At 38.7% G+C, this 17229-nt stretch carries 16 protein-coding genes; 4 read left to right on the top strand and 12 right to left on the bottom strand.

Annotation, left to right across the window (positions count from 1 at the left end; translation table 11 throughout):
- Window positions 1–199: 199 nt before the first annotated feature.
- Together ACH0BF_RS01025 and ACH0BF_RS01020 are read right to left on the bottom strand one after the other, a co-directional pair.
- Window positions 200–706, bottom strand: a complete 507-nt coding sequence (locus tag ACH0BF_RS01025; protein ID WP_340853987.1) for an NUDIX hydrolase — start codon at window positions 704–706, stop codon at window positions 200–202.
- A 125-nt stretch (window positions 707–831) separates the two neighbouring features.
- Window positions 832–1041, bottom strand: coding sequence for a hypothetical protein (locus ACH0BF_RS01020; RefSeq protein WP_340853986.1), 210 nt, complete (start codon window positions 1039–1041; stop codon window positions 832–834).
- A gap of 333 nt (window positions 1042–1374) precedes the next feature.
- Between ACH0BF_RS01020 and ACH0BF_RS01015 the strand changes: the two genes are divergently transcribed.
- A complete protein-coding gene (locus ACH0BF_RS01015) occupies window positions 1375–1788 on the top strand; it encodes a hypothetical protein (RefSeq protein ID WP_340853984.1) in 414 nt (137 codons plus the stop codon).
- A 92-nt stretch (window positions 1789–1880) separates the two neighbouring features.
- On the opposite strand, the gene ACH0BF_RS01010 is transcribed toward ACH0BF_RS01015, so the two are convergent.
- Complete coding sequence (locus ACH0BF_RS01010; RefSeq protein ID WP_340853982.1) at window positions 1881–2450, bottom strand: DUF2238 domain-containing protein; 570 nt, start codon at window positions 2448–2450, stop codon at window positions 1881–1883.
- A 645-nt stretch (window positions 2451–3095) separates the two neighbouring features.
- Here ACH0BF_RS01010 and ACH0BF_RS01005 point away from each other — a divergent pair.
- Window positions 3096–3674, top strand: a complete 579-nt coding sequence (locus ACH0BF_RS01005) for an undecaprenyl-diphosphatase (RefSeq protein WP_340853981.1) — start codon at window positions 3096–3098, stop codon at window positions 3672–3674.
- Window positions 3675–4015: 341 nt separating this feature from the next.
- Here ACH0BF_RS01005 and ACH0BF_RS01000 read toward each other — a convergent pair whose 3' ends face one another.
- From ACH0BF_RS01000 to ACH0BF_RS00980, 5 genes are all read right to left on the bottom strand, one after another.
- A complete protein-coding gene (locus ACH0BF_RS01000; RefSeq protein WP_406908631.1) occupies window positions 4016–4237 on the bottom strand; it encodes a hypothetical protein in 222 nt (73 codons plus the stop codon).
- A gap of 407 nt (window positions 4238–4644) precedes the next feature.
- Complete coding sequence (locus ACH0BF_RS00995) at window positions 4645–5247, bottom strand: cupin domain-containing protein (RefSeq protein ID WP_406908786.1); 603 nt, start codon at window positions 5245–5247, stop codon at window positions 4645–4647.
- 1831 nt (window positions 5248–7078) lie between these two features.
- Entirely contained in the window at window positions 7079–7708 is a 630-nt protein-coding gene (locus ACH0BF_RS00990; RefSeq protein ID WP_340853977.1) for a metal-dependent hydrolase, read from the bottom strand.
- A gap of 251 nt (window positions 7709–7959) precedes the next feature.
- Window positions 7960–8274, bottom strand: a complete 315-nt coding sequence (locus tag ACH0BF_RS00985; RefSeq protein WP_120031521.1) for a hypothetical protein — start codon at window positions 8272–8274, stop codon at window positions 7960–7962.
- A 221-nt stretch (window positions 8275–8495) separates the two neighbouring features.
- Window positions 8496–8843 (bottom strand): hypothetical protein, encoded by a 348-nt coding sequence (locus ACH0BF_RS00980; RefSeq protein ID WP_120031524.1) that lies wholly within the window; start codon window positions 8841–8843, stop codon window positions 8496–8498.
- 213 nt (window positions 8844–9056) lie between these two features.
- On the opposite strand from ACH0BF_RS00980, the gene ACH0BF_RS00975 reads away from it, so the two are divergent.
- Complete coding sequence (locus ACH0BF_RS00975; RefSeq protein WP_259455538.1) at window positions 9057–9188, top strand: hypothetical protein; 132 nt, start codon at window positions 9057–9059, stop codon at window positions 9186–9188.
- A gap of 89 nt (window positions 9189–9277) precedes the next feature.
- On the opposite strand, the gene ACH0BF_RS00970 is transcribed toward ACH0BF_RS00975, so the two are convergent.
- Entirely contained in the window at window positions 9278–10378 is a 1101-nt protein-coding gene (locus ACH0BF_RS00970) for an AbrB family transcriptional regulator (protein WP_120031526.1), read from the bottom strand.
- 125 nt (window positions 10379–10503) lie between these two features.
- Between ACH0BF_RS00970 and ACH0BF_RS00965 the strand changes: the two genes are divergently transcribed.
- On the top strand, window positions 10504–11376 hold the full coding sequence (locus ACH0BF_RS00965) for a LysR family transcriptional regulator (RefSeq protein ID WP_340853975.1): 873 nt from the start codon (window positions 10504–10506) through the stop codon (window positions 11374–11376).
- A gap of 171 nt (window positions 11377–11547) precedes the next feature.
- Here the strand turns inward: ACH0BF_RS00965 and ACH0BF_RS00960 are convergent, their stop codons facing one another.
- The 3 genes from ACH0BF_RS00960 to ACH0BF_RS00950 all read right to left on the bottom strand — a co-directional run bounded on the left by ACH0BF_RS00960 (window position 11548) and on the right by ACH0BF_RS00950 (window position 17002).
- Window positions 11548–13146 carry an amidohydrolase gene (locus ACH0BF_RS00960; RefSeq protein WP_340853973.1) on the bottom strand — a complete coding sequence of 533 codons (1599 nt, stop codon included), beginning with the start codon at window positions 13144–13146 and terminating at the stop codon, window positions 11548–11550.
- Between the two features lie 462 nt (window positions 13147–13608).
- Window positions 13609–15225, bottom strand: a complete 1617-nt coding sequence (locus tag ACH0BF_RS00955; protein ID WP_406908629.1) for an amidohydrolase — start codon at window positions 15223–15225, stop codon at window positions 13609–13611.
- Between the two features lie 406 nt (window positions 15226–15631).
- A complete protein-coding gene (locus ACH0BF_RS00950) occupies window positions 15632–17002 on the bottom strand; it encodes a sigma-54 interaction domain-containing protein (protein ID WP_340856400.1) in 1371 nt (456 codons plus the stop codon).
- Window positions 17003–17229: the final 227 nt, after the last annotated feature.

Raw genomic sequence — 17229 nt, 5'->3', positions numbered from 1 at the left:
ATCTAAGCCGCAGCCTTGTTCCAACAGCAAATTCTCTAGTACTTACGCCTTTTAGTGAGCCCCCTCTACTCTTCCCTTTTTATTGTACATAGGCATATTTCTATACAAGACTCTTCCAATATAATGAAAATAAAAAGCCTGCTTAATAAGGGCAAACTTTTTCACCATTTTCTTGGTTAATCTATGAAGTACACCCTCATCATTTTCCCGGGATATTTTCTAGCCAATTGTCATCCCATTGAAAAGATAAATCCGCTGTCATTCCCTGTACAAATAATGATTTAGGGTAAGGTAAGGCAAGTCCTGGCATGTCACTTGCATCAAAATAACGCAATTCCACAGTTTCATCGTCTACTGGACCAAGCCTCCCTTGATAAATCATACATTCAAATACGAATATAATATATTCCACTTGATCACCATTAGGGTACTTATAGCGAAATTCTTCTCCACCAAATACGCCTAATAGTTTTTTGGGTACAACGGTTAGACCGGTTTCTTCCCATACTTCTCGAATCACAGCTTGCGCTGGTACCTCTCCAGGCTCAATGGCTCCAGCAGGAAGACTCCACTTTTCCCCATTTCTTTTGTTTTGAAATAAAATTTCACCTGAATCATTTCGAACAATCGCTGCTACACTTGGCATGAATATCAATTCATTACCTACCTTTTCACGCAGCCTTTTATAATAATTAGACATCCCCATCTACCTTGCCACCTTCATTTGTTTCCTAAGTACACTTCTATTTTATTGATTGGCGATGTTAAATTTCGTTGATTGATTAAAAAATGAAAGACCTTTGATTAGGAAGGTCCTTTTAAAAGAGATAGTTAGTAGATATAATGAAGTATTTTTTGATAAGCAAAGGGTAATACGGAAGCTATTATAACACCGATTAAAATGGAAGAAGCTGAAAAAGCAATGAATTTTCGAGTTGATATTTCCTTCCTCTTATAAGCGATAATAAATACCTTCACCATGTAAAAGACAGTAATAAATATAATGATAGCTGAAAATATACTCGTTAAAATGACTTCCACTGTAGACCTCCTTTCACAACGTTTTCTCAACTAAATTTTACCAGATAATTGATATAGTAGATACAAAATTAATTCTTTGTTATCAGAATTTTATACGACTAATGCTTTTATTTTTATAGAAAAGTTTAATCGAGAAACTTTCCATCCTCCTCTTTTTAACTGTTTCATTATCATCGTTTCGGTGATGAAAAACGACTAGTCATCCTCACCCCAGATCATGATTTACTGTACAAATAAAAACAAAGCTGCCCAGCATTAAGCTATGCATAAAAATTAATAAACTGAAGAAAATGATAAAGCAACAAAAATAACAATGAAAGAGAGGAAACAAAAGTGCCTAAAAAGTGGTTACATATATTACCTGCCTTTTTATTATCAGCCGTAGTACTAATGGGGTGTAACAATGATAATGATCCAGTAGAAGATGACAATGATACACAACAAACACCTCAAAATGACAATAACAATGGGAATGAGATTAATGATATAGGCCCTGACAACGAAAATGACATGAATAGGGACGATGATATCCTGCCTGATGGTGAAGGCGACAGGAACAACGAAAATGATATACTCCCTAACGGCGAAGATGACACGAACAACGGAAATGACATACTCCCCGATGGTGATAATAACCAAAACAATGAAAATAATCTGATGCCTGGGGATAACAATATGAATGAAAATGATGAAGATATCCTTGAAAACAATAGAGATACGGAAGATCTTAATAATAAGAAAAGATAAATAAATGCCTTCACAACAGAAAGGGAGCTACCTTAATGAGTATTCTTCTAAGGTAGCTCCCTAATCTATTCACTTATTTATGTCTTTGTCCCTCAGTTTTGGTCGCTTACCTTTTTGCGAAAGGCTGCATAGATAGCTATGGTAAATCCTCCTGCCATGCCTGATAGCGTATCTGTCATCGTATCTTTATTATCATCACTTTCCAAAGCCCCCATAACGGATCCAATAAACTCTATCACTTCCCAAAAAGCACTGAAGGTCACAGCGAATGTTAAGACAAATAGAAAAATCAGCCAGCGGGAAATTCTTTTTTCTGCTGATTCAGGAATGAGAAGCCTGTATAAAGCTATTGCAACAAAGGCCGTGAAAACACTTCCTCCAAAATGAAGGACGGTATCCCACCAAGAAAAACGATCGTAAAAACGTAAAATGGCACCTAGGAAAAATGAGAAAAAAAGCAAAGCATAATACCCTATAATCAACGGCAAGCTAAAAGGAATCCTTTTTAAAAATAAAAGAAGGACAGGCAGAAAACCAATCACAATTCTCCCCAGCATGTCTGTCCATTTAGGGGAAGATCCATTTAAATGTTGTAAGAAGAAAGCGAATGCTATCAAGACAGCAAAACCTATGCTTAATATCAATATGGCTTTCTTTTTCATATTTATCGCCTCATTTGTCAAAGTTCTTATCATTTACTTGTTCCTCATATTTATAAACATTGTTCTATATGTATTGTTAAATTGCCCGCTTATCCTAAAAAAATACAGACGATTACATTCAATGTATTGCCGTAGAGGTAGCTATAACACTTTTCATATATGTTGGATATTTTTCAAATACACAATCTCACATTTTTCTTCTTATTTTAAAACTATTGCTCAAATGTCGGGAAGAATCATGTTATATATTTGGACATAAAAAGAGCACCTTCTATTCGGACGCTGGATCACTTTTTGAAATCCAATTGAACCATTCCATCAAAGAATTGATTTATAGTTAACCTCACAAATAAGTCGTTCAGCTTTCCAATATCCATCTCATATCTAATCATCCTCAATTTCTTTTTGTTTAAAAAAAAGAAACGATTTTCTCTTCCTAACCCATACGTTAAACTAACCCTTGGATTTCAAAGGAAAGTAATCCAATCGGACAGAAATAATAAAATTATTTAAGTACTCTATTTTTTAATCATGTAGAATTATGCAACAAAACCTTGAAAAGTGGATATTGATTGTTAAAATGTTAGTAATAGACATATGGAAAGGAAACGTTAATTAATTTAGTACGTTAAAGGTAATTATCAAATGAATTTTACAGATGCAGATTACGAATGGTTTAAATTTATCAATGATCAAGTTCAGCGCTATCAATTGCTAGACAACATCATGATTTTCTTTGCTGAGTATGTTCAATATGCTTTTGGTTTACTAATTATAATGTTATGGCTACTAAACAAAAGTAATTTTCGCATAATAGCCTTTCAAGCTATGTTTGCATTTGCCTTAGGATTTTCAATAAACAGACTTATTGAAGTATTCATCTATAGAGATCGGCCTTTTATATCGCATAACATTATTCAACTCGTAGACCATTCTGCTAACTCCTCTTTCCCGAGTGACCATGCTACTTCCGCAATAGTAATTGCTGTTACTCTATGGCTGTCATCCTATCGCTTTAAACATATTTGGTTTGCTCTCGCTGTAGGTGTAGCTTTCTCTAGGGTATGGGTGGGAGTACATTATCCACTTGATGTAATGGCTGGATTTATAAATGGCTTATTAATCGCTTTGTTTACACACTATATTTTATTTAAAGCACCACCAATAACTAAGCTAATCCAAAGACCCCTCTTTCAAGGCCAGGGTAAAATGAGAGATTGTTGAATTATCAGCTCAAGATAGCGATTGCTGTAAGTGTGGAATGAAGAGGAAAATAAAAACCCTATTGCAAATAGGGTTTTTATTTTGTATACAGAAGAAGCACCGCAAAGAAAATACTCGGTCTATATAAGACTTATTTTGCCTTTTTATCATCCATCTTTTTAATCAAGTCTGTAAACTCTTTTAAATACTCATCAGTAGTAATGATCCCTTTATGAGATAAAACATTAATCAATGCCACTACACTTGCTGAATGAACCTCATCACTATTTAAATATTTGATGTTTCAAAGGCACTATTCCAATCTTTTTTTGCAAGTTATCAACCACCTTTTAATAATTCACTTATTCCTGTTCATACTCTTCTATGCACGTAATCCCTTCCGATGTTAACTCCGGACCCTTCTCCCCATCACTCGTGCCATCAATTTGGACTAGATGGTTCTTTTTAATGGTGTCTATTTCAGCTTCAAATTGCTCCTGATTCATCGAAAAGTCACTCCAGTGAAGTTGCTTTCCATTCTGAATTTCTTTAAGAATCTCGTAGGTGAATTCGTCTCTTTCCATATTGCCTCCTCTGTGTTATCGCCCTGGAAAACTAGTTCGTTGTCTGCTAATTTGCTTACCAATTCCCTGCAAACACTTGGACCAAACGCTTCGATAACAACTAGAGGAAATTAATCCCTCCTCTCTTTTCTTAAATACTCCTTCTCTTGTATGTTCCTCTATTAGCACCCATAAGGCTCTTTCGGATCACTTCTCATTTTCAACAGAAGCAGCAGCTGGCGACAGTCGGTCGTTTTGTAAAAGAATCTCACAATCTAGCCAACTAACTGACTGATAATGGAAAAATAAAAAGGTACCCAAAACGTCACCCTGTTTGTTCGATTATTGGACGGAATTTGTCCGTTTTTGTTCCGTTCTTCCTCTAAAACAATTATTAAGGAAAAGTAACCATAAAACTATTCAACCTGCTATTTATTAGTGTGTTTTTTCTCAGCCGCCAGTGCATCTGCTTTCGTTTTATGAACAGTACCAAATGGATGCTCAGGTGGCGCATAGATCGAGTAAAGCTTCATTGGCTTATTTCCAGTATTGATGACATTGTGCCATGTCCCTGCTGGTATCATAATTGCGTAATCCTCATGCACTCTTTCTTCAAAATACAAATTATCTTTAGTATTTCCTGCCTGAACCATTCCTTGCCCTTCTTCAATGCGCAAAAACTGGTCAACTGTCGGATGAACTTCTAATCCGATGTCTTTTCCCACTCCAATACTCATCAGAGTTACTTGTAGATTTTTCCCTGTCCATAGGGCCGTACGAAATGTGTTGTTTTGGTTAGTGGCCTTATCAATGTTTACAACAAATGGTTGGGTTCCATAATCTTTTAATACAAAGCTTCCTTTACCTTTTAAAGGCTGTGGAGAAGCAAATCGGTTTCCATGCTTCATCTCATTAGGCATGGGCCAATAAGCCGACTGTCTTCTCTGGTTATCTATCAGCGGGTTAACATAGTAAGGATGTGGATGTGGATGTGGATGTGGATATTGATACATATAAGGAACGTAATACATCACTTTCATCCCTTTCATCAATTTATAGAATTATCCTATGCACCATATTTAGGGAGTGTACTTTGATTTATGGTGACTTATTTAAAGGAATCCTCTATTAGCCCCAAAAACCCCCTCCCATTCAATGGCTCGATTGCGTAATAATGAAATACGCTTTTTCAAATAACTGTTATTCTCTGTTTGAACGATAAGCGCCCAACGGTATCTCCTTGGCCCTCATAATCAAGTTTTGTCTTTCTTTTTCATTTATATCTATAAAAAGATTTAATTGTTTTGCATTCCTCCCCTTCCTATAAAATAAAAAAAGACACCAAACCATAAAACAGCTGCATACTGCCTTAATGGTTTGGTACCCTCGCTTTTTCCGTTAATCTCTATAGTAAGCTGTTATATTTTCAATGAACTATAATCTTAATAAAATTTGATTCTCACCTCCCCACACTTCTTACATTCGTAAACTTTCCCTCTCACTTTCGTATCATCAATACGTAAAGCCCATGAATGCCTGCAAAATATCTTTCTTAGCACCTTAACTACCCCTTCTGCACGCTACACATTTAAGTAGGAGCACGCAAATGCCAGTTGCTAACTCCAAATTTTTAACACATTCCTTATTTTCCCATTACAACCAATTACATTCAAGGGATTTTTAACCTATCTCTCATTCGTCTATCACTTGTTATTCGTCCAACAAATGCATCAAATAGCAGCCTGGCCAGACATCCGAACCCGTTGTCTTTTATCACATGAAGCACCGTCCTAGCTGCCTTTGATTTCTGTCTGACTATAAGGTTAGAATCTTTCATTAGGACACTCCCGACCTCTTATAATTGAAGTGTTAATGCTTTCCAGAGGCTGAGAGCTTTCCTGTTGTATATTTTTATTTGAATTGGAAATACTGGTTAAAGAGTCACCTGTTCGTTCCCCCAGAACATATACAGGTTAATAAGTCTGCCAGGAGATTTTCCTGGCTTTTTTATATTCTTCTTTTCAATATCCTTTTCGCCTGAAGCATCCAGACGACAAATCATCATGTATAACGAGTATCTGCTCGCAAGATGACTTGGGTACATTGGATGAGTTTCATGGCTAATAAAACTCATGAGAACGACTAAAAAATCCTTCACGATTGCCACAAGAGATCGTCATTAGATTACAAATCAATCCCCTTCTCAGTAAACACCGACTATAAAACCTCGATCAAGCAATCTGCAAGCGTGTTTTTATTAATGTGTTATAAAAAAATGCCGTGCTACTAAGAAAAAATTACAAACTACATACTCCTTCTTATATGGAGAGCGTAGAGGAAAAGCGCTTGGTTTAACGTACAATGACATTGATTTTGAGAGAAAAACACGTACAGTTAACAAACTACGAGATGAAAAAAATACCAGATCGCCGAAAACTAAAAAATAGTTATCGAACAATACTGGTAGACGACATTTTATTAAAACAGCTGAAAACGCATCGAGCTTGGTGTATTCAAACAACATTCCGTTATGGTTCTAGCTTAAAGGGTGAAGATTTTATTTTTATTTTCTATAGAACTGCTCAACTAATACGAAGCCGTACCATAAAGTTCTGTTTTGACCATATAATGAACGAGCGGGTTAGCACCAGTTACAGCTTATGGGCTACACTATTTTAATAAGATCCGCTTATTCCAGTCAAAATCACCGCTGAACGTTTAGAAAACACTCCAGAGGTGGATTAAGTTAAAAGAAAAGCCCGTCCAAGCATTCAACAGCATGATCAATATGTAATATTGGGGAACTCTGGGGGAGTTTTTAACCTCTCCCTCAATCCCTTTTATAGCCCGGGTTCTCCCGCCTTAAAACTCTTTATTAAACAATGGCTGAAACCATTTAATGCCTCTTTTATTAGCCGGCCATACTTTCATATCTGCTACTAAATGGCTCATGTAAGCGATCGAAGCAGCCAAAAAGCTGCCTTCAATTCCTACACTTTGTTGGAATTGCCACGCTATCCCTGCAAAACAGGCAGCTCCTATTAAAGAGTGAGTTAATGAACGGTGAGATAAAAATGAAGAAACAATAATAAACCCGCTTAACAACAACAGCCAAAAAATATCGGCATACCAAGCGGCCACACCTAATCCTGCTCCTGTTATAAAGAGCATCGTACGCTGCTTAATAAACAATCTAGGCAATATCGTCAAGCAAAGACCAACGATGAAGCCAGCCGACTGAACAAAACCGCTCAGCATTACGTAGCTATAGCCAATTAGAAGCAGGCCAGCTGCTGCAAAAAACAAGATCAGCCACTTTTTTGATATAGTAATTCGATTGGACAGCTTTCCATTTACGTCAAGGTCAGGTGCAAGACCAGCTACTGCCCCAATGCCAACTAATGCAGCTGTAGTAAGAGGATCCGTATGTAAATAAACAGCTGTTGCTAATCCGGAGCCTCCTCCGATAGCCAAATGAGCCGATCCTTTCATCTGTTTCCATCCTTTTCTTTTTCTCCATTATAACAAACAAACGTTCTTAATCCTATAAAAAAATGAACGGTAATGATCTTATCTACTCTAAATAACTCCCCCTCTTTCTCTTTAACTGTTTGTCTATTTCACCTCACGCTCTCGCCCTTCAGATCGAACGATAGCAGCTAGCAAACCCTACATCCATACATAACTAGATAAGGATCTCCTTTAGTTTTGCAAACAAAAAAACCCTGCGAGTAAACACAGGGTTAAGCATTCGTGTGCCGCTCAATCACTTGAAGAAGCCAGTCCTGCACACTTTCAATATATTCACCGGAAATATCAAGCTCTGCAAGTACAGTTCCTTTGCCGATAATTTTTAATCCTGGTACGAGAGCCGGTTTTTTCGGATTCATCGAATATACAACCGTATCTATGTGATGAATCGGAATCCGAACATTTGTGACTATACCTTTACTGATTAAAAATCCCTTATCCACTTTAATCACATTTTTCTTCCAACGATATTCCGTATCGGTAGTCGTGCATTCAATAGCAGCATCTTCATTTATGAAGGGTGTCATATATATACCTCTTTTTCACTATATATGGTCAATCACATCACCTATAACCTATCAGCTTTGAATTGCTTTGTAAACAAAAAATACCTTTCGTCAATGAATTGTAAATAATATGCTGGGATCGGCAAATATAAAACAAAAAAAAGAGATTTTTTCAAAAAAATAAAATATAGCCCCACTATAATAAATAGCCGGGGCCTGCCTGTTCGCTCATCACATTGTTATTATATAACTTCTGCTTTTGTATACACACCTGGATTTTGCTCTTTTAATTCTCTGATTAGCATTTTAGCATTTCTCACTCTGAGAAGATAAGAAACATTTGAACGCGTATATACCGCTACACTATCGAGCCTTCCCAGAAAGGTCTCAACATTAAACCGGAAACGCGGCTTCGCTGTTTTTCCTATTTTTACAACTTCCACAATTTCTGATAATGGGATATTTACTTGATTGAATGTATCCTCTGTAATCAGCATGCCATGATCTATTTTATAGTTTGACGACTGTTTTTTCCGCTGTAAGTACAGCCCCAAAAACAGTGCACCGGTAAGAAGCAACAACAATTCCACCTTGTGACACCTCCTCTTCTTCTTCGTATGGCGCCCTTCAAACCTCATTTCTCCCGTTTCTATTACTGTACCCATTTTTCTGTTTTTTACCCGTGCGTTTCACATTCTTTGGAAAGAAAAACTTTTTTCAAAAAGTTTAAAGCAGGCAAAAAAAGATAATATCAATAGTAAGGTGTGCACGTTTTGAAAGACGCCAGGTTTAGGAGGAAAATTATGAAAAAATTAGACGAAGAAAAGTTATTAATAAGGATTACTCAATTAGAAGAGATTGTTCTCGAATTATCTGACCGAATTAGACAGATGAGCGAAGAACTTATTGAAATGAAAGAGGAAAAAATTCATTAAGAAGGGCAGTCTAAAAATTGGTGGATAACCAATTTTTAGACTGCCCTTTTCTGAATAACAGCGATGAATTTGTTTTTCTCTCGCTTAAATTACGCAGAGAGGTGCGAATGAACCTCCTTCCGCATCTCCCAACCGTGCAGCAATCGAAAGAAAGGCGGTAACACAAGACAAACAGCCAAAATTCTAAGCACTTGCACAGCAACTACAAAGGTCGAATCTGCATCAAGTACAACCGCTGTCGTGGCCATTTCAGCAATTCCCCCTGGTGCAAAAGCGAGTGCAGCTGTTTTAAAATCTATGCCTGTCACAAGAGAAACAAGGTACGCACAGGCAAACATCACACCAATCAGCCCAATGGTACTGATCAAGCCGACAATCAGCGTCTGCTTCAGTCCGATAAACATTTTCTTATGAAAACGGACTCCAATCGATACGGCAATCAAAATTTGTGACAAAACGATCAAGTTGTGCGGCCAGTAGGCTACCATATTATGACCGGCATAGGAAGAACTGAATGATTGAACAATTGCCACAGCTGTCATGCTTCCCAGAAGCCAAGGTGCCGGGAATTTTAAATATTTCCCGATATGATAACCGCCCCATCCTGTCAGAGCTAATACGGCTGTCCACAGCAATTGACTTGGTTCAAATCCCAGTGAAGTCTGTTGCACAGCCGCTGCGCTAGCTGGATGTATCGTCCAAAGTGAAACGAACACCGGAATAATTAAAATCACTAAAAACACACGCATGGTCTGAATAATGCTCACCACTGCAGTGTTGGCACCTACCTCTTCCGCCAGTGCCGGCATAGCTGACAATCCGCCAGGCGCTGTGCCAAAAAAGCTTGTGAGCATATCTGAGCGGCTAAATTTCCATAAACTAAGACCGGAAAGTAATGAGAAAACAACTGATAATCCGATCATAAGAGTAATAACGATCCAATGAGACTGAAAAGCAGTTAACACCGACAGGTTAATCTTTTGACCCAATTGAATGCCCAATATTAACTGTCCTATATATAACCAGCTTTTAGGGATGTCTTTTGCTCCTGAAATTTGCGGAAAAGCAAAAGAAATAAAAGCGGCCGCAAGCAAAGTTCCTAACATCCAACCAATTGACAAACCAGTCAATGATAACAATAGCCCGCCAAGGCTGCTTACTAGTAGGACGACCCATTTGTTTACTTTCATCCGATCCTCTTCTTTCTTTTCTTGTTGTCTATAAATAAATTATACTAAGGTTAAAGAAATAAATAAAATATCGCTTTTTTATCTTTAACCATAAAATATAGTTATAGCAGAAAGGAAAAAGAGCAATGGATGAAAGAGATTGGCGCGTCTTACAAACATTATTTAATGAAAAAAACATGACAAAAGCGGCAAACAAGCTGTACATTTCTCAGCCGGCACTAACGAACCGTTTAAAGCAAATGGAAAAGGAATTCGGTGTGCAAATTGTCAATCGTGGACGGCGCGGTGTACAATTTACTCCCCAAGGAGAGTATCTTGCTAAATGTGCTGATGACATGCTGTTAAAGCTGCAGCATATAAAAGAGAATGTGCTGAACATGGAAAAGAAAATTACTGGCACACTCCGGCTCGGTGTCTCCACCTTTTTTACAGACTATAAACTTCCCGGGCTGCTAAAGCTCTTTAAAGATGAATACCCCGATATAGAATTTAAAGTGATGACAGGCTGGAGCAACGAAATTATTCATTTAGCTTATAACCAGGATGTACACGTTGCTTTTGTGAAAGGAGATTATAGTTGGAAAGGCGGCAAAAAACTCTTATTCGAAGAGCCAATTTATATTGCTTCCAGAGAAAAAATTACTTTGGAAGATTTGCCCGATCTGCCGCGGATCGATTATCATACAGATCAGAACTTGCGGACAGTCGTCGATAATTGGTGGGCAGAAAACTATACGAAACCGCCTCTTGTCAGTATCGATGTAGACAAAGCCGGCACAAGCAAAAATATGATGGCCAACGGCTTGGGCTATGCTATTTTGCCAGGGATGCTCTTAAGCGATTTAAAAGATGTGTATAAAATAGCCATCCACTCAAAAGATGGCCAGCCGATCATCCGAAAAACGTGGATGATTTTCCATGAAGAATCGCTCCAGCTTAACATTGTCCGGGCTTTTGTTGAATTTATGGAGCAGGTGGATTTGGAGAAAATTAACTAGCTGTCCGATGAACCGTCAAACCTATTGGCGTAAACAACTAAAAGCAGACCGCTCTGTAATAGTTCAATTACGGGGCGGTCAATGATCTTTTTGTTCAGTCCAAGTAACAGCTAATGACTTTATCCAGTCTCGTTAGTCGGTTCCATTATTAATGGCATTCTCTTTAGTTGTTTACCCCTGGTAAACAACCTTTCCGTCCACGATGGTCATCTCGATTTTGGTCGTTAACAGTTCGTCTGGATCCTCCATTGACAAAATGTCGTTTGAATAAACCGTCATATCGGCTAGCTTCCCAGGCGAGATCGTTCCTTTTTTATGTTCCTCATTTGTCGCGTATGCCCCACCGATGGTAAATAGCTTGAACGATTCAAGCATTGACAGCTTCTCTTTTTCATTCCAGCCGTCATGCAATTGTGCAGGGTCTCTCCGGGTGACTGCTGCATGAATACCTAATAACGGATCAACAGGCTCGACCGGTGCATCGGACCCCCCTGCACATACTACTCCAGCCGTTAACAGCGATTTCCAGGCATATAAATACTGGATTCTTTGCTCTCCAAGTCTTTCTTTTACCCACGGGAAATCCCCAACTAAAAATCTCGGTTGAATGTCTGCTACTATGTGTGACTTTGCCAAGCGCTGGATCAAGTCCTCTCGCAGCAACGACACATGGATAATGCGGTCGCGGTGATTGACTTTCGGAAATTGATCAAGTATTTCCAGCACATTTTCTACTGCCTGATCACCAATGGTATGAACAGCTATTGGCATGGAGTGCTCTCTTGCCTCTTTCACCATGTGATAAAGCTCTTCCTGGCTGTGCTGCGCTTCCCCAAACTGGTTCGGCGCATCATAATAAGGGTCTGAGAGTAAAGCGGTTCTTTTCCCAAAGGCCCCGTCTGCAAAAATCTTTACTGCACCAATTTGCAATTTATCATTCCCATAACCTGCATATATGCCTCTCTCCTTCAAGCGATCAAGAAAAGGGTAATCAATTAAAAGGTTGCACCGCAGACCTTTTTCCTCTTCATTGATTAATTCATCATACATTTTATATGTTTGATCAAAGCCGCCCAGGTAGAGCGGATCATTCGTATGGACGCTTGTTATCCCCCGCTGTGCGACATGGTCCATTGCTTGCCCCAGGCCGGACTTCAATTCCTCATATGTATGGTCCGGTATGTAATCGGTAACCAGCTTAGAAGCCGATTCAAGCAGCAAACCCGTTGGTTTTTTGGTAGTTTCATCAAGAACAATTCTTCCGCCAGTTGGGACTGTTATGGACGGGTCGTAATGGGACATTTCAAGTGCTTTACTGTTTACAAGAAATGCATGGTGACAGATTCTCTTTAAGAAAACCGGGCAATGCGGGGCAACTTGATCTAGTTCCTGTATCGTCGGCATCGTTCCATCGGTAAAAAGGTTCTCATCCCATCCCATACCAAGCAGCCACTTACCCGGCGGAGTGGCACTCGCTCTCTCGCGTATTTTTTCAAGCATCTCTCGTTTAGATGTGATCCCAATCAAATTTAAATCCAAATATTGAAAAGCCACCCCTGAAAGATGAAGATGACTGTCAATCAGTCCGGGAGTCACCATCTTCCCTTGTAAATCGATAATTTTTGTGTCGCTATCTCCCCATTTTGTCATCATTTCTTTATGGGATCCTATCTCTGTAATCCGTCCACCGTCTACGACGACTGTTTCAACTAACGGTTGGTTTTCATCAAATGTGTGAATTACCCCATTAGTAAATATTGACTTTGACATAATGACCCTCCCAAAACATCAAGTAAAATAAAAGCACATAACGGGCGTCTATTAACTGCATAATCATGCATAATTACAATTATTTTATCAAAAAATAAAGATCTTACTAATAAAATATTAAAAATATTTATTGAAAAAAGGCGGCTACTATTAAATTGCTGCTAGCTTTATGCCTACATGAAGGCTGCCTTTCTTTAGTGTCGAGTCAAAGGTCTGCGGCCGCATATAAAACCCTAACGCCGTTCGAATAATTGTTGTAATAAACGATAAAGTTCCCTCCCTTGATCAGGAAGCATTAAAAAATTAAGCTTCACTGTTCTGAAGCCTAACATAAATAAACCGGGATGTTTGTCTCTCCCAAAATAGAAAGTGTTAACCTATCGAATATGTGAAGTATTCACTATATTCTTTATGGAATGACAGATCTATTTCTCCTCTCATCCTACAAAGTTCATATCTCATTTAACTTTTTACTGCCGCTTCTCTTTGATACACACACTTTCCGCCCATATAGGTTTCCATGACTTGAAGTTCATCAATTTTTTGTGGATCGATCTCTAAAATATCTTGATCAAGTATAATGAAGTCTGCGTAATAACCCGGTTTTAACTGGCCGACATTCGGAATACGTGTCAACTGCTGAGCCGCTCTTGTATAAAGCTCAATCGCTGTAGCCACATCTACCCTCTCATCTTGTCCAGTGTCCGTTCCATCATATGCCTTGCGTGTAATAGCTGATTTAATTCCAAGGAATGGATTTACCGGGTCAGCCCATGCTGTTCCTGGGGCATCAGATGAAAAGGCGACTTCTATGCCCTCTTTTAGCATCGATTTTATAGGATAAGTGCTTTTTGTCCTTTCCGCTCCTAAGTTTTTCAAATAGCTCTCTATTTCGGCATATAGGAAAACCGGTTGTGTAACAATGCCAATTCTGGCTTTAGCCATGCGTTTCATCGCTTGTTTAGTAGGCAAAGTAACATGCTCGATTCTGACGGATGGAGCGTCCTCCAGCCAGCCTTCTTTATCATAGAACGTATCAACAATTAAGTCGATCGCTTGCTCCCCCATCGCATGAATCACTAACTGAATGCCGTATTGTTTAGCCGCTTCACCCGCAGCCAATAATTCTGCTTTTGACGTAGTAGCAATTCCGCCATTTTCTCCTTCACCCAAAAATGGCGGATTCACCCATGCTGTCTGTCCAGAAATGCTTCCATCTGAAAACAGTTTGATTCCGCCAATATGAATAGGATTCTCTCGATTTGTTCGCTCCTTATCTTGAATCGGTCGTTTTTGTAAATCTTCCCATAGGTAGTAAAGCACCGTGCGTTGCTTCAACCCTTTTTCACGGCCTTGATTGTACATCTCCAAGTAATCAACCGGTTCTACTCTAGCCATTAAATCGGTCACCGCTGTAATGCCATGAGCAAGTAATTTAGGACTTAGCTCGGCTAATGCTAAAGCATCCTCTTCAATTGTCTGAACAGGCATAATTTTAAATACTAATTCCCTTGCACTTTCACGCAAAACGCCTGTCGGTTCGCCATTTTCATCCTTATCAATTTGTCCACCCGGAGGATTTGGCGTATCTTTTGTGATGCCGGCCATCTCTAATACTTTGCTATTCACCGTAGCAATATGAACACATGAGCGACTGGCAATCACAGGCACATCTGGAGCAGCTTTATCGAGATCCCAACGTGTCGGCATCCGACCTTCCGCTAATTTCCCCTCATCATATCCCCAGCATTGAATCCAGGAGCCCTCCTTCAAATTCTTTCTCGCTTCCTGAATCTTTTCAATCAACTCAGCGATAGAATAGACATTCGGAGGAAGAGCAGCAATTTGCTTTGAATACATAGCTAAATGCCATGGGTGAAGATGAGCATCAATGAGTCCCGGAAGTACCCGTTGACCTTGAAGATCGATGACATCACCTGCTGTTAAGGCAACCTCCTCCTGTTTGCCAACCCATATAATTTTGCCATCTTGCACCTTCATAGCAGTTGCATATGGTTGGTCGGAATTAGATGTGAAGATTTTGCCGTTTATAAAAGTTGTTATGCCTTGGTTGTTCATTTCTATCGTTTTCCTTCCCAAATTAAATTATTAGATGCTTACTTTTCGATTTGCCCACTTATTTCTTGGCAGACCCTCAACGCTCACCTACTCAATCCCTACTAAAGATTGAATGATCCGCTTTCATTTTCTTGTTTTTATTGGTGTGTTGTTGCTTAAGTCATCCAAAATAAAAGCGGTTGCGCCGTATATGCTTGCGCATGTTAATTAATAATTTTGCTGACGTTATATTCAAATGCAATTAATGTGCCAATTTTATCAGGAATATATCCTTCCACTCTTCCCCATTGCTTTATGACTGGAAAACGGCTGACTTATTTAAAGTTTGTCAAAGCGATTGGCGAAAGAATTTTCTTTCTCCACACAAAAAAGAGGGAGAAAATTCTCCCTCCCTCGTAAAAAAATTTTACCGCAATCTGTATTTATCCATTTTGTATTTTAATGATTGTTTAGAAAGCCCGAGTCTTCTTGCTGTCTGAGCTATGACCCCATTGGCCTGTTCCAACTCACCCATAATAATTTTTTTCTCATAATCCTCTACTGCTTCACGAAGAGAATGAATGGTAGCACTTATTCTATTAGCTTCAGGAACAGGCCGTTTATATTCCCGAATCCTCTTCGGGATATCTTCTAGTGTAATCCGATGGTCATTTGCCTGATTAAAGGCAGTCTCTACTGCGTTTTTTAATTCCCTAATATTCCCCGGCCAGTCATAGGCTTTAAAGCAATCCATCACTTCCTGATCAATCTCATCGATAAAAATATTCATATTATTATTATAGAAGTTGACATAATGCTCCAATAGTACTTCAATATCTTCCTGTCGTTCCTTTAAGTTGGGTAGATCAATTTGGACCACCCCTAGCCGATAATAAAGATCTTCTCTCATTCTCTTCTCGGCAATTAGTAGATCAGGATCCTCATTTGTCGCTGAGATCACTCTTAAATCCACCTTAATATTTTTTTTGCCCCCTATGCGCCTAACGGACTTTTCTTCAATTGCTTTTAGAAGTTTTACCTGAAGGCCAATCTCTAAAGAATTAATTTCATCCAAGAACAGCGTTCCGCCCTCCGCTTGTTCAAATAGGCCTTGTTTATCTTCTGCCCCGGTAAAACTCCCTTTCGTTGTTCCAAATAACGTGCTTTCGAGCAAGTTAGCGGGAACGGCTCCACAATTTAAAGAAACGAAAGGCTGGCTGTATCTGTCACTTAAATTATGTATAGCTTGGGCAATAACTTCTTTTCCTGTTCCTGTCCTTCCGTAAATAAGTACAGTTGAATCCGTTTTTGAAATTTTTTCGATTTTATTTTTAATAGCTATCATAGTTGGATTGACGGTGATAATATCATCAATTGTATAAATGGTATCATTTTTACGGTACACTTTATGGCGAGCATACTTATCCATATGCTGAATATTTTCTTTCGGAAAAAAGTGTTTAGAAAACTCAACCGCTCCAATAATTCTATCTCCTTCTTTGATTGGGTAAGTCGAATTAACCGATACTACTACATTTCCTTTTGTTGTTGTAATTTCCTGTCTAATGTTACAAAGGGGACGGCCACTTCTTAATACATTCATTAACGTGCTATTTTCGTTGGTTAAATCTTTATAAAAAGAGGTGACATGTTTCCCTAGAAAGTTTTCGGGTCTGAGATGAAGCTCTTTCAATATATTTAAGTCAGCCATATCATAAAAAATAACATTTCCGTTCGCATCGACGACTAATACATTGTCGAAATCGGATAAGTTTTTAAAACTTTCTACATCAATCATCACCTTTTCTCCTCCTATCCGGTGTGAAAGTTCGTCATCTATGCAGCAGACCGCTCGTCAGTTAAAATGTCCGCTTAGAAAATTAGTGTATTCCAATTGTACCATGTCCTTTTTTGAAAATTAAAGGCTGCAAAATTTATTGCCGTGCAGATGTATGACAGATTGCTTGAATGATTAGCTGGCATAAGCATAAAAACCCTGATGGTGAGCCTATGCAAAAGCGACCC

Source organism: Pseudobacillus sp. 179-B 2D1 NHS (assembly GCF_045370945.1).
Taxonomy (GTDB): domain Bacteria; phylum Bacillota; class Bacilli; order Bacillales; family Domibacillaceae; genus Pseudobacillus.
Note: the sequence above shows the minus strand (reverse complement) of the source record. Positions and strands in the feature narration are given on the sequence as shown.

Excerpts from the sequence above, each read along its gene's own strand:
- ACH0BF_RS00965 (WP_340853975.1), top strand. The coding sequence starts at position 10,504 with ATGGATGAAAGAGATTGGCGCGTCTTACAAACATTATTTAATGAAAAA.
- ACH0BF_RS00990 (WP_340853977.1), bottom strand. The coding sequence starts at position 7,708 with ATGAAAGGATCGGCTCATTTGGCTATCGGAGGAGGCTCCGGATTAGCA.
- ACH0BF_RS00955 (WP_406908629.1), bottom strand. The coding sequence starts at position 15,225 with ATGAACAACCAAGGCATAACAACTTTTATAAACGGCAAAATCTTCACA.
- ACH0BF_RS00970 (WP_120031526.1), bottom strand. The coding sequence starts at position 10,378 with ATGAAAGTAAACAAATGGGTCGTCCTACTAGTAAGCAGCCTTGGCGGG.
- ACH0BF_RS01005 (WP_340853981.1), top strand. The coding sequence starts at position 3,096 with ATGAATTTTACAGATGCAGATTACGAATGGTTTAAATTTATCAATGAT.
- ACH0BF_RS01010 (WP_340853982.1), bottom strand. The coding sequence starts at position 2,450 with ATGAAAAAGAAAGCCATATTGATATTAAGCATAGGTTTTGCTGTCTTG.
- ACH0BF_RS00975 (WP_259455538.1), top strand. The coding sequence starts at position 9,057 with ATGAAAAAATTAGACGAAGAAAAGTTATTAATAAGGATTACTCAATTA.
- ACH0BF_RS01000 (WP_406908631.1), bottom strand. The coding sequence starts at position 4,237 with ATGGAAAGAGACGAATTCACCTACGAGATTCTTAAAGAAATTCAGAAT.
- ACH0BF_RS00985 (WP_120031521.1), bottom strand. The coding sequence starts at position 8,274 with ATGACACCCTTCATAAATGAAGATGCTGCTATTGAATGCACGACTACC.
- ACH0BF_RS01025 (WP_340853987.1), bottom strand. The coding sequence starts at position 706 with ATGGGGATGTCTAATTATTATAAAAGGCTGCGTGAAAAGGTAGGTAAT.
- ACH0BF_RS00960 (WP_340853973.1), bottom strand. The coding sequence starts at position 13,146 with ATGTCAAAGTCAATATTTACTAATGGGGTAATTCACACATTTGATGAA.
- ACH0BF_RS00950 (WP_340856400.1), bottom strand. The coding sequence starts at position 17,002 with ATGATTGATGTAGAAAGTTTTAAAAACTTATCCGATTTCGACAATGTA.
- ACH0BF_RS00995 (WP_406908786.1), bottom strand. The coding sequence starts at position 5,247 with ATGTATTACGTTCCTTATATGTATCAATATCCACATCCACATCCACAT.